The organism is Streptomyces angustmyceticus, from assembly GCF_019933235.1.
GTDB lineage: Bacteria > Actinomycetota > Actinomycetes > Streptomycetales > Streptomycetaceae > Streptomyces > Streptomyces angustmyceticus.
The window spans coordinates 228,110-239,822 of the sequence record NZ_CP082945.1 but is presented as its reverse complement, the minus strand read 5'-3'; the positions used below and the strand labels follow the sequence as shown (position 1 = coordinate 239,822).

Annotated in this window: 9 protein-coding genes; 4 read left to right on the top strand and 5 right to left on the bottom strand. The window is 71.4% G+C overall.

The window, feature by feature from the left end:
• Positions 1 to 121 precede the first annotated feature (121 nt).
• Entirely contained in the window at positions 122 to 1,696 is a 1,575-nt protein-coding gene (locus K7396_RS01070) for an IPT/TIG domain-containing protein (RefSeq protein WP_086719393.1), read from the top strand.
• A 217-nt stretch (positions 1,697 to 1,913) separates the two neighbouring features.
• Here the strand turns inward: K7396_RS01070 and K7396_RS01065 are convergent, their stop codons facing one another.
• A complete protein-coding gene (locus tag K7396_RS01065) occupies positions 1,914 to 3,062 on the bottom strand; it encodes a serine hydrolase domain-containing protein (RefSeq protein WP_086719392.1) in 1,149 nt (382 codons plus the stop codon).
• Between the two features lie 307 nt (positions 3,063 to 3,369).
• Between K7396_RS01065 and K7396_RS01060 the strand changes: the two genes are divergently transcribed.
• Both K7396_RS01060 and K7396_RS01055 read left to right on the top strand, forming a co-directional pair.
• Positions 3,370 to 3,936, top strand: coding sequence for a GNAT family N-acetyltransferase (locus K7396_RS01060; protein WP_086719397.1), 567 nt, complete (start codon positions 3,370 to 3,372; stop codon positions 3,934 to 3,936).
• Between the two features lie 229 nt (positions 3,937 to 4,165).
• Positions 4,166 to 4,681, top strand: a complete 516-nt coding sequence (locus tag K7396_RS01055; protein ID WP_086719391.1) for a hypothetical protein — start codon at positions 4,166 to 4,168, stop codon at positions 4,679 to 4,681.
• Between the two features lie 53 nt (positions 4,682 to 4,734).
• On the opposite strand, the gene K7396_RS01050 is transcribed toward K7396_RS01055, so the two are convergent.
• From K7396_RS01050 to K7396_RS01035, 4 genes are all read right to left on the bottom strand, one after another.
• Positions 4,735 to 5,394 carry a hypothetical protein gene (locus K7396_RS01050; RefSeq protein WP_086719390.1) on the bottom strand — a complete coding sequence of 220 codons (660 nt, stop codon included), beginning with the start codon at positions 5,392 to 5,394 and terminating at the stop codon, positions 4,735 to 4,737.
• Between the two features lie 143 nt (positions 5,395 to 5,537).
• Positions 5,538 to 7,043, bottom strand: coding sequence for a cysteine desulfurase (locus tag K7396_RS01045; RefSeq protein ID WP_223659535.1), 1,506 nt, complete (start codon positions 7,041 to 7,043; stop codon positions 5,538 to 5,540).
• Complete coding sequence (locus K7396_RS01040) at positions 7,030 to 8,412, bottom strand: family 2B encapsulin nanocompartment shell protein (protein WP_086719389.1); 1,383 nt, start codon at positions 8,410 to 8,412, stop codon at positions 7,030 to 7,032. Before K7396_RS01040 ends, K7396_RS01045 begins: the two co-directional genes overlap by 14 nt.
• A 480-nt stretch (positions 8,413 to 8,892) precedes the next feature.
• The gene (locus tag K7396_RS01035; protein WP_086719388.1) at positions 8,893 to 9,273 is read right to left on the bottom strand and encodes a peptidase inhibitor family I36 protein; all 381 of its coding nucleotides are present in this window, start codon (positions 9,271 to 9,273) and stop codon (positions 8,893 to 8,895) included.
• 882 nt (positions 9,274 to 10,155) lie between these two features.
• Between K7396_RS01035 and putP the strand changes: the two genes are divergently transcribed.
• Positions 10,156 to 11,658, top strand: a complete 1,503-nt coding sequence (gene putP, locus K7396_RS01030; protein ID WP_223659533.1) for a sodium/proline symporter PutP — start codon at positions 10,156 to 10,158, stop codon at positions 11,656 to 11,658.
• Positions 11,659 to 11,713 lie beyond the last annotated feature (55 nt).

Here is an 11,713-nt window from a genome sequence, read left to right as displayed (position 1 = left end):
CCACCCGTCCGGACAGGGCGCGCCCTGCCCTGCCCGGCCCTCCCCCCCCCAGCTCACCTGACGAGCCTCGGCCCGGCGCTTCTCCTCGGCGGCCGGCCGGGGCTCACGCTCTCGAAGGACCATGGCCGTGAATCGCTCAGCAGAACCGCCAACCGCTTCCGCCGCGCAGACGCCGGCCGCAGCCACACCCGCAGTCCTCTCCGTCTCTCCCGCCTCGGGTTCCTCCGGCGGAGGCACCACCGTGACGATCACCGGCACCGGCTTCACCGGTGCCACCGCCGTGCGCTTCGGCGCCACCCCGACGCCGTCGTTCACCGTCCTCTCCGACACCCAGATCACTGCCACCACCCCGCTCGGCACCGGCACGGTGCAGGTCACCGTCACCACCCCCATCGGCACCAGCAACCAGTTCGTCACCTTCTCCTATGTCGCCACCCCCGCACCGGCGTTGACGTCGGTGAGTCCTACGTCGGGGCCGCCGGCCGGTGGTACGTCGGTCACGTTGACGGGTTCGGGTTTCATGGGTGCGACGGCGGTGCGGTTCGGTGGGGTGTCGGCGTCGTTCGTGGTCAATTCGGCGTCGCAGATCACTGCGGTGGCGCCTGCGGGTTCGGGGACGGTGCAGGTCACGGTGACGGGGCCGGGTGGTACGAGTAACGGTGTGTCGTTCACGTACACGTCGGTTTCGGCGCCTGTGCTGACGTCGGTGAGTCCCACGTCGGGGCCGCCGGCCGGTGGTACGACGGTGACTCTGACCGGTACGGGTCTGGCCACCGCGACTGCTGTGCGGTTCGGCAGTACGCCGGCCACCTCCTTCACCGTCGTCTCCGACACCCACATCACCGCGGTCGCCCCGGCCGGCACCGGCACGGTGCAGGTCACGGTCACGACCGCCGGCGGCACCAGCAACGGCGTCTCCTACACCTACGCCCTGGCACCCACCCTGAGCGGCATCATCCCCAACCAAGGCCCCACCTCCGGGGGGAACACCGTCACCCTCACCGGCACCAACTTCACGGGAACGACCGCGGTCACCTTCGGCTCCACCCCCGCGACCTCCTTCACGGTGGTGTCCCCGACGCAGATCACCGCCGTGGTCCCCGCGGCGACGGCGGGTCCGGTCGGTGTCACCGTCACCACCCCGGGCGGTAGCGCCACCCTCCCGAGCGCCTACTTCTACGTCAGCGCCCCCGTCCTCACCGGCGTCGCCCCGCTCTCGGGCCCGCTCTCGGGCGGGAACACCGTCACCCTCACCGGCATCCACCTCGTCGAGGCCACCGCGGTACGCTTCGGGGCCATCCCCGCCACCACCTTCACGGTGGTCTCGGACAGCCAGATCACCGCCGTGGTCCCCGCGGGAGCCGCCGGCCTCGCCGACGTCACCGTCACCACCGCCGGGGGGACGAGCAACCCGGTCACCTACACCTACCTGCCGGCCCCCGTCGTCACGACGGTGGTCCCGAACCAAGGCCCCACCGCCGGCGGCATCACCCTCACCCTGACCGGCACCAACCTCGCCCAGGCGACCCAGGTGCTCATCGGCACCGACCCCGCCGGCTTCACCGTCGTCTCCGACACCCACCTCGTCGTCGACGCTCTGCCGGGAGCCGTCGGGCCCGTCGGTGTCACCGTCATCACCCCCGGCGGCACCAGCGCACCGGTGACCTACACCCGGGTCGGGGCGCCCGGAATCTGAGGGGCGACGGGCCGGCCCCGGCGCCTGGCGCTACGAACCGGTGGCGGGACAGCGCCGCTCCTTCCCGTACGGGAGCGGCGCGCCGCTTCGCCTCCAGGGAATCGGCGCCGCTTCCCTCGCCGGGAGCCGTCAACTGGAGTCCGGGGTACGGGATGTGGGATGCCACGCCGATGAGTGCGCGGTGCGGCAGGCCGCCGCCGCGGTGACCGTCCGTTGCTCAGACCCCGGCCGCGTACCGCCAGAAGTCCCGCATCAGGGGCGGCGCGGTCGGACCGGAGAGTTCCAGTTGCGTGAGCAGGATGGCGACCGCGCCGGTGGACGGGACGAGGTGCGCGGTCGTTCCGGTTCCGCCGACCCAGCCGTAGCGTCCCGGTACGTTCCAGGGGTCGATGGTCCCGATGTCCACCGAGCCGCCGAAGCCCCAGCCCTGGCCCTCCAGGAACAGCCGCCCGGCCTCGCGCTGGGCCCCGGTCAGGTGGTCGGTGGTCATCTGCCGTACCGACGTGGGCGACAGCAGCCGGCGGCCGCCGACGCTCCCCTCGGCGAGCAGCATCCGCGCGAAGGCGTGCCAGTCGTCGACGGTCGAGACCAGCCCGCCGGCGCCGGACGGGAACGCCGGCCGGCTGCTCCATTGGCCGCCGGGCGCGTCGACCAGCTCGCGTTCGCCCGTCGGGCCGACTCGGTAGTAGCTGGTGAACCGGTCGAGTTTGCCGGGCGGCACCTCGAATCCGGTGTCGGCCATGCCCAGCGGCTCGAACAGCCGCTCAGCCAGGAACTCGGGCAGTGGGCGGCCGGAGGCTCTGGCGATCAGCACCCCTTGGATGTCCGAGGAGGTGTTGTACAGCCAGCCGTCGCCCGGCTGGTGCAGCAGCGGAATGCGGGACAACGCCGCCATCCACGCGTCCGGTGCCGGGACGAGCTGCGGCTGCGGCGGGCCCTGCTTCAGCTCGCTGAACAGCAGGCCGACCGCCGGCAGCGAGAAGTCCGAGGGGAAGCCGTATCCGGCGCGGGAGGTGAGCAGATCGAACACGGTGATCGGTCCGGTGGCCGGCCGCACCTGGTCGACCGGTCCGTCCGGCGTGCGGACGACGGCCGGTGACGCCAGTTCCGGCAGCCACTTCGCGACCGGATCCGCCAGGCCGAGCCGGCCCTCCTCGACCAGCATCATCACCGCCGCGGCGACGACGGGCTTGGTGAGCGAAGCGATGCGGAAGATCGAGTCCCTGGCCATCGGCGAGCTGCCCTCGGCGTCGGACGAGCCGACGGCCTGCACCTCGACCCGGTCGCCGCGTGCCACCAGGGTCACCGCGCCGGGCACCGGTCCGTCGCCTATGTACGTCTCCAGGATGTGCTGCAGGCCGGTCATCGTTCCACCTTCCGTAGGGTGCGGTCCGGAGTAAGACTTCCGCCGCGGCACGGAATCATCGGGCTGCCGCGGTCGGATCCGACCCGATCGGCCCTCGTCGGGACCGGCCGGCCGTCCCCGTCGCGATCATCCTCTTCGCCCTTCGTCGCCCGGTGGCAATGGGGGAGGGGCGGGCCGCTCGCGCGCGCCGACGTGCGACGATGCCGGGTGCGGCGCACGGGCGGCCGCGGAGCTGCTCGTCCCGGATGCGGGCGCGCAGCAGGACGACGGTGAACGTACCGAGACAGTGAAGGCGGGGGAGGACGCGATGTTCGCGATTTCGTTGGGTGACGACGGTGCGGAGCTGCGGCCGCTGGAGGTGTGGCATGCCGCGGAGTACCTCGCGCACATGGACCGGGGCCGAGAGTACATCGGCCGGTACATCGGGCTGCCGGACCGCGTCACCGACCTCGCGTCCGCCACGGCGCTGCTGCAGTCCTACGCGGACAAGGCGGCCGCCGACATCGGCCGGCTCTACGGCATCTGGCTGGACGGTGTGCTCGTCGGCGGTGTCCTGTTCAAGACGTTCGATGTCGCGTCCGGCACCTGTGAGGTCGGCTGCTGGCTGGAGGAGGCGGGCGTCGGGCGGGGGCTGGTCACGCGCGCGATCCGGGTGCTCATCGACTGGGCGGTCGAGCAGCGCGGGATGCACCGCGTGGAGTGGGTCGCGGCCTCGGGCAACACGGCGAGCATCAACGTCGCCAAGCGGCTCGGCATGGTGCGGGACGGAGTACTGCGGGAGAGCTTCCCGTACCGGGGCGTGCGCCACGACATGGAGATCTGGTCGGTCCTGGCCCGGGAGTGGCGGGACCGCGACAGGTCGGGCCGTCGGTGATCTCCGCGGTGGCCTGATCCCCCCACGGGCAGGGGCCGAAGGACGCGGTATGCCGCGTTCGCGCGAATGCGACCCCAAGAGGGAGGGCTGTGGGGGCATGTGTGAAATACCCCCACGTCCGCCGCGCTGATACGGGATGCTGTCACCAGCACGCCTCACCTCCCTTGTTCTCGAGAGGTGGGGCGCCGTCAGCAGTGCGCCCCAACGGGCGCCAAACAGGGGGAATTTCATGAAGACCGTACAGCGGACGTTGCTAGCGGGGGCGTTGACCGGGGCGCTGGCCCTGACCATGGGAGCGGGGACCGCGGGCGCTTCGGCGCCGGCCGACGGGGGATCCCGCACCGCGGTGGGCGCCCGCACCGTGCAGACGGTGGATGCCCGCAGTGGTGACGTGATCACCTGCAAGATCACTACGCATCTCCCGCACTACTCCCACCACGCCCACGCCGACAACCGGCACATGGTGAACGTCACCGCCGATATCAAGTGCTCCAAGCCGGTGGCCCAACTCGCCATCCGCGTCGCCCTGTACAAGAACGGGAGGCTGTACAAGCAGAGCGGCAACAAGGTCAACGCCGGGAAGAGCAAGGTGGGCCAGAACGCCGCGCGCCGCTGTGTGAAGCGGCAGAACTACACGGGGTACTCCGTCGGCGTGGTCACCTTCCCGCCCGGCTACACCCCGCGCACCAAGCAGGTGAAGCACACCAGCAACACGGTCCGCATCAACGCCTGCAAGAAGCGCTGACGGACCTCCCGCGAAGCCGCTGATTCCTCGGCGGCGGGCGCTCCACGGGCGGCTCAGCCGATCCGGTCGTGGAGCGCCACCGGAAACACCTCGAAGCGGGGGTCGCCCGCCAAGCGCTCCGCCAGGCGGGCGGACCCGCCGAGGTAGGTGGAGTCGAGGTCCACGTCCGTGGCGACACACCAGGCCCGGTCCCGTGGCCACCACAGATTCGGCGCCTGCGGGAAGAAGACCCCCGCGCTGCGGTCCCCCAGTGCCGTCGCCGCGTCGACCGGCCCCTCGTACAACGCGTAGGCACGGCCGCTCAGCCGCACCCTCGGCCCCTCGTCATCGAGCCAGCCCCAGCCCTCCCAGAGCCCGAAGAGGCACTGCTGCGGGGTGGTGGTCTCCGTCTTCAGCACCGCGCACAGCGCCGCCAGCAGGTGTTCGGGCAGCGACCCCTGCCACGGCGCCTCGTCTCCCGGTCCGGCCACCTCCGCGAAGCGCGCCAGCGGATGCAGACGGCGGCCGGACCGCTGCGCGACCTCCGCCCACCGCTCGAACCGGCCGTCGGCCGGCTCGCTGGGATGCAGCAGCCGTACGTACGTCTCGAACCCCGACGGCAGCAGGGCGTGCACCCCGCTGTCGAACCCGCCGGCCCCCTCCTCGACCCAGCGGGCGGACGACACGTCATCGACCCGGTGCGGCGGCCGGGCCTCTCCTTGCGACACCGTCATGGCTCTGCTCCCCCTCTTCGCTGCCAGGTGCCCAGTATGGCCCGCGGACGAGGCCACCGGCGCGTTGTCCACAGGCTCGATCCCCGGTGCCGGGTTGCCGACCGGAACCCCGGTCGGCAACCCGGACGCAGCACGGAGCAGGATCAGGCGGACTGCTGTAGTCGGTGCAGCGACGCCACCAGCTTGTCCACCTCCTCGGACGTGTTGTAGAGCGCGAGCGAGGCACGCGCCGCGCTCTCCAGGCCGTAGTGGGCCAGCGCCGGCTGGGCGCAGTGATGGCCGGCGCGGATGGCGATGCCGTCGCGGTCCAGCCAGCCGGCGATCGCTGCCGGGTCGTGGCCGGCGAGGGTGAAGGTCAGTACGGCGATCCGGTCGGGCGCGGAGCCCAGCAGTTCAAGACCGGGCACCGTGGCCAGGGCCTGCTGGGCGTACGCCATCAGTGAGGTCTCATAGGCGGCGATGGCCTCCCGGTCGAAGGACGTCAGCCAGTTCAGCGCGGACAGCAGACCGACCACGCCGGAGATGTGCCCGGTGCCGGCCTCCAGGAGGTGCGGGACGGGTGCGTAGGTGGTACGGGTGAAGTCGACCGACTCGATCATGTTGCCGCCGCCCTGCCAGGGCGCCATGCCCCGCAGGACATCCGGCTTCGCGTACAGGGCGCCGATGCCCGTCGGCGCGAACAGCTTGTGGCCGGAGAACACATAGAAGTCGGCGTCCAGGTCCTGCACATCGACCGGGAAGTGCGCCACCGCCTGGGCGCCGTCCACCAGCACCTTGGCGCCGTAACGGTGGGCGAGCGCGGTCATCTCCCGCACCGGCGGCACGGTGCCGAGCACGTTCGACGCCTGGCTGACCGCGACGAGCTGGGTGCGCATCGAGAGCAGATCGGCGTACGCGTCGAGATCGATCTGGCCGTCCGGCCGCAGCGGTACGGGCACCACCCGGGCGCGGGTCTCCTTGGCGACCAACTGCCAGGGGACGATGTTCGAATGGTGCTCCAGTACGGGCACCAGGATGTCGTCCCCGGGGCCGAGGTTGGCCCGCCCCCAGCTCTGGGCGACGAGGTTGATCGCCTCGGTGGTGCCGCGGACGAAGACGATGTCGTCGGGTGACGGTGCGCCCAGGAACCGGGCGACCGCCGCCCGGCCTGCCTCGTACGCCTCGGTGGCTTCTCTGGCCATGGTGTGCGCACCACGGTGGATGTTGGAGTTGCCGGATCCGTAGAAGGCGGCCAGCGTCTCGATCACCTGGCGGGGCTTCTGTGTGGTGGCCCCGTTGTCCAGCCAGACCAGGGGATGCCCGTTCACGGTCCGGTGCAGGATCGGGAAGTCCCGGCGCACCATCTCGGGTGAGAAGGCGACGGGTTGGCCGGGGAGGCCGGTGGGTTGTCCGGACTGGGCGGTGGGCTGGAGGGGCGGGGAGCCGGCCTGGCCGTCCTGGGCGCCTTGCGCGGCAGGGGCGGCCTGGCCGGTCGGATCGGCGGCGACCGGGTCCGCGGGGGTGTCCGTGGGCGGGTGCGTGGCCGTGCTCAGGGAGAGGGCCGCGGCCAGGACCGCCGCCGGATCGAGGGGCGCCGCGCCGCCGGCGAGCGGGTCCGCGGTCGGAGCCGTGTGCGGCCACCGGCTCCCGGAAACGTCAGGAGTAGTCATGGAAGTTGGAGACCTCGACGTTCTGGAGCACGGCGAGCGCATCCTCCACCAGTACCGCGGTGTTGAAGTACGCCGTCATCAGGTACGAGGTGACGCCCTTCTGGTCGACGCCCATGTTCCGCATCGACAGGCCGGGCTCCACCTCGTCCTCGACCTTCGCGGGACGCAGACCCACGACGCCCTGCTCGGCCTCGCCGGTGCGCATCAGCAGGATCTCGGTGGTGCCGACGCCCGCGCCGCCGGAGAAGCGCACCTTGTCGGAGGGGAGCAGCGGGACACCGCGCCAGGTCAGCAGCGGGCTGCCGAACCGGTTGTCGATGACCGGGGGCACACCCCGGCGCGTACACTCCCGGCCGAACGCGGCGATGGCCCTGGGGTGCGCGAGGAAGTAGCCGGGCTGCTTCCAGACCCTGGTCAGCAGCTCGTCCAGGTCGTCGGGGGTGGGGGACCCGGTCCGCGCCTGCACCCGCTGGCCCGGGGCCACATTGTTGAAGAGCCCGAACTCCGGGTGGTTGAGCAGCGAGGCCTCCTGCCGCTCGCGCAGGGCGTGCACGGTGAGATTGGACTGGGCGCGGGTCTGGTCGATGGGCCCGTTGTAGAGGTCGGAGACCCGGGTGTGGACGCGCAGCACGGTCTGCGCGAGGGTCATGTGGTACTCGCGGGGCGTGTCCTCGTAGTCGACGAAGGTCATGGGGAGTTCGGGTTCGCCGACATGTCCGGCGCTGAGATCGACGGGCACCTCCGCGCCCGGCAGCACCCCGTCCGCCGCGAGGTAGGCATCCATCGCGCCCCGGACGGTCGCGTCGCGGTCGCAGAGCCCGGCGAGCACACTGCGCTCGACGCACAGCGCCACGCCGGGAGTGAGCGCCTTGACGCGGTACGGCATGGACTCGGAGCGGGTCCAGGCGTCGAGGTCGAAGAACTGGCCGTCACCGATCACTTCGAGGACGGCGTCCTCCCCGTAGCGGCCGCTGACCCGCTTCTCGGCACGGCCCTGGACGATCACCCACAGCTTGTCGTGCGCCTCGCCGTCCTGGGCGAGCATCTCGCCGGCGTCGAAGGTGACCTCCGTGAAGGAGTCGGCCAGTTCCGTGAGCAGCGCGTCGTCGGCGTCCCGGAGGTACGGCAGTTCGCGCAGGTCGCCCGGGATGACGCGGGGCGAGCCGCTGTCGGTGTGGACGCTGATGCGATCGTCGCCGAGGACGTAGGTGCGGCGGCGGTTGACACGGAAGACACCCGATTCGACATCCACCCACGGCAGGGCGCGGAGCAGATAGCGGGGGGTGATGCCGCGCATCTGCGGAGTGGTCTTGGTAGTGGTCGCGAGTTGCCGTGCGGCATCGGGGCTGAGACTCGTCTGGGCGTTCACAGGACCTCCTCGACGACGGGCATGCAGCCCGGCCTGCAGAGGGCCGAGCGGCATGCGAAGTTGTCCGATCTTCTGGGCGGAGTCCGTCGCCCGCAAGCAAGGGTTTGCCAGGGTCGGGCCTGAAATGTTCGCTGTACAAAATTCGCAAATGCGGACTTATGTGCGAACGGTGGGAGTGGTGAACCCGTGACCTTGCGTGCGGATTCCGGGATCTTGTGCGCCCGGGCCCGCCGGCCTCGATTTCCGGCTCGGCACGGCACCCGATATGCGACGTGATTTCCCCTCATAACGGGGCTTGGTGATTCCTAAAGCAAGGCTTATGCGGGGAGAGTTGACGATCCGTCATGCAGACGAGGAGGAGGTGCCCGAGGGGCGCCGGGTGCGTCACGGGTGATCGCCCGTGGCGCGGGTTCAGGAGCCGCTCACCCTGCGGCCGACGGCCTGGGAGGGGCCGGCTCCTGAACCCGGTCCGGAGTCTGCCTACTGGGGCTTGAAGGAGCGGATCTGGTAGCTGCCCTGCAGATTGCCGCCCGCGCCGGCGGGGGTGGAGCCGACGCGCGCGTGGTAGTTGGTCTGCGTGTAGTACTGCACGCGGTGCCCGGTGTTGTTCCATACGGAGCGGACGTTCTGGCCCCGCTGGATGAAGGAGCAGTCGTCGGCGGTGTTCGCCTTGCTCGACTGGGACCACTGGCAGCGGGTGCCTCCGCCGTTCCAGTCGCTGTAGATGCAGAAGTACCCGGAGGTGCAATGGAAGGCCGTCGGGGCGGCGGACGCCGACGGGGTCGCGGTCGCGGTGGGGACGGTTCCCAGGGCCGCGGCGACGGCGGCTGCGGCGACGGCGAACGAGCGGATGCGGCGCATGAGAAGACTCCTCTTCTTCGAAGGTGCCCGGAGGGGCGGGCCGCCCGGACCGGGTGGGAAGGGGCGCGCACGAGCAGGAGGGTGAGCGGACGCGGGCAGGAAGGCGACTGAAGGACCGGAAGGCCCCGCCGGACCGGCGGCAGCGGGCGGCCGGCGGCGAAGCGTCACCAGTATGGTTCGCCCCCACGACGCCCCTCAGGGCATTTCTGGCCGGACCCAGGGCCGTTGGAGCACGGCGGCGCAGGCACGGGGCGTACGCCGCATGTACCTCCACCCACGCGGGCCACACCACTGGGCGGTCGGCCGCGTCCCTCGCCACCCCGGCTCGCGGCGACTCGCCCGCGGCGCGCCGGGGTGCTCGGCCGCACCGCGACGTTCGTTTCGCAGGCGGCCTGCGGGGGTGGTGGCGCGGCGGTGCCGGTGCGCCTGCCCGTCGGCCGGCAAAAGGGCGGCGCCACCGGGTGAGGCACCGTCACATGACCGGTAGTCGGACCCCGACTCCCTTGCAAGCGGAGGGGCGTGAGGCGTCGGCCGGCGGCCCGGTGCGACCGGCGGGATCGAAGGGCTCGACCATGATCCGGAGCCCTCACCCGGCTCTGCCCCGACCCGAATCACCAGGTTCAGGGGCAGTTGACGGGAAGCGACCGCTGTGCGGAACTGTGCCCGTATATGGGCCCGGCGCGCGGCCCGTCCGAGGGCTGTCGGGCCTTTGAATGCAAGGGACATCCGTCCCAAGGGGTGCCGCTCCCGAGGGCTGATCCGTATTGTCAGCTCGCGCCGGAGGCTTCCCGTCCGGAATCTCCTGGTGGGATGCCCCGGCCCCGCGATACCTGGCAGTGCCTGCACCGAGGAGCAGTGGTGACACCCCTGATCGTACCGGTCATGATCATTTTCGGAATATTCCTGCTCGCCATGGTGACCGTGGGCATCTGGACCTACCAGGACACAGTGACGTTCTCCGACTTCGCGCTCGGCGGGCGCCGGCTGAGCGCACCGCTGGCGGCCCTGTCCGCGGGCGCCAGTGACATGTCCGGCTGGCTGTTCCTGGGGCTGCCCGGCGCCGTGTACGCGGCCGGCATCGGCGCCTCGTGGATCGCCGTCGGCCTGGCCGTCGGCACCTATCTCAACTGGCGCCTGGTCGCGCCGCGTCTGCGGACGTACACCGAGCTGGCCGGCGACGCCAAGACGCTGTCGGCGTACCTGGAGGAGCGCTTCGAGGACGGCAGCCGGATGCTGCGCCTGGTCTCGGCGACCGTCATCGTCGTGTTCTTCACCGTCTACGTGGCCAGCGGACTCCTGGCCGGGGGAGTGCTGTTCGAGGGCATCTTCGGCGGCGGCTTCGAATTCGCGCTCTCCGTCTTCGCCGTGGTCATCGTTGTCTACACCGTGCTGGGCGGCTTCCGCGCGGTGAGTGTGACGCACTCGGTGCAGGCAACGGTGATGTTCTGCGCGGCCATTGCCCTCCCCGTGATCGGCATCGGGCTGCTCGGGGGAGTCGGCGCGATGCGGCACCTGCTCGACCACCAGGCGCCGTCCCTGCTGGACATGGGCGCCAAGGCCCACTTCGACGGCTCCCGTTGGACGTCCGGCCAACCGCTCGGCGCGGTGGCCGTCATCTCCCTGCTCGCCTGGGGACTGGGCTACTTCGGCCAGCCGCACATCCTGGTCCGCTTCATGAGCATCCGCAGCACCCGCGACATCCCCCTGGCCCGCCGCATCGGGGTGAGCTGGGTGGTCGTCTGCCTGGCGGGGGCCTCGCTCGTGGGGCTGGTCGGGATCGCCGCTCTCCACCAGCCGCTGGAGAACCCGGAGACCGTCTTCATCCAGCTCTGCGCCCAGTTGGTCAACCCGTGGGTCGCCGGCCTCCTGCTGGTCGCGGTGCTCGCCGCGATCAAGTCCACCGCGGACAGCCAGTTGCTGGTCTCGGCGATGGCCCTCACCGAGGACTTCTACCGGGCCTTCGTCAAGCGGCAGGCCTCGGACGCGACGATGGTGCTGGCGGCCCGGGTGACGGTCGTCGTGGTGGCGCTGGTGGCCTACGCCATCGCGCTCAGCGGCGGCGCCGTGCTGGACATCGTCGCGTACGCCTGGGCGGGCTTCGGCGCCGCCTTCGGCCCGGTGATCCTGCTGTCGCTCTACTGGCCGCGCATGACACGGGCCGGGGCGATGGCCGGCATCGTGACGGGGGCGGTCACCGTCGTCCTGTGGAAGCAGATCGACCCGCTCCTCGGGCCGCTCCAGTCGGGCATCTACGAGATGGTGCCCGGTGTGCTCGCGGCCACCGCCGCGGCACTGCTCTTCGGGAAGTTCGTCGGCCGCCCGCCCCGCCGCACCTGGTCGGGCGCCATGGAGAAGCGGGCCGCGGCCGCGGTGCCGGCCGCCTGAGCCCGGCCCGGCCCGCGCGCCGCCCCACCGCGCACCGGCGGATCCCGGCCCGTCC

What these genes read in the sequence shown, in the direction of transcription:
- K7396_RS01070 (WP_086719393.1), top strand. Translation starts at nt 122, where the DNA reads ATGGCCGTGAATCGCTCAGCAGAACCGCCAACCGCTTCCGCCGCGCAG.
- K7396_RS01065 (WP_086719392.1), bottom strand. Translation starts at nt 3,062, where the DNA reads ATGACCGGCCTGCAGCACATCCTGGAGACGTACATAGGCGACGGACCG.
- putP (WP_223659533.1), top strand. Translation starts at nt 10,156, where the DNA reads ATGATCATTTTCGGAATATTCCTGCTCGCCATGGTGACCGTGGGCATC.
- K7396_RS01045 (WP_223659535.1), bottom strand. Translation starts at nt 7,043, where the DNA reads ATGACTACTCCTGACGTTTCCGGGAGCCGGTGGCCGCACACGGCTCCG.
- K7396_RS01060 (WP_086719397.1), top strand. Translation starts at nt 3,370, where the DNA reads ATGTTCGCGATTTCGTTGGGTGACGACGGTGCGGAGCTGCGGCCGCTG.
- K7396_RS01055 (WP_086719391.1), top strand. Translation starts at nt 4,166, where the DNA reads ATGAAGACCGTACAGCGGACGTTGCTAGCGGGGGCGTTGACCGGGGCG.
- K7396_RS01050 (WP_086719390.1), bottom strand. Translation starts at nt 5,394, where the DNA reads ATGACGGTGTCGCAAGGAGAGGCCCGGCCGCCGCACCGGGTCGATGAC.
- K7396_RS01035 (WP_086719388.1), bottom strand. Translation starts at nt 9,273, where the DNA reads ATGCGCCGCATCCGCTCGTTCGCCGTCGCCGCAGCCGCCGTCGCCGCG.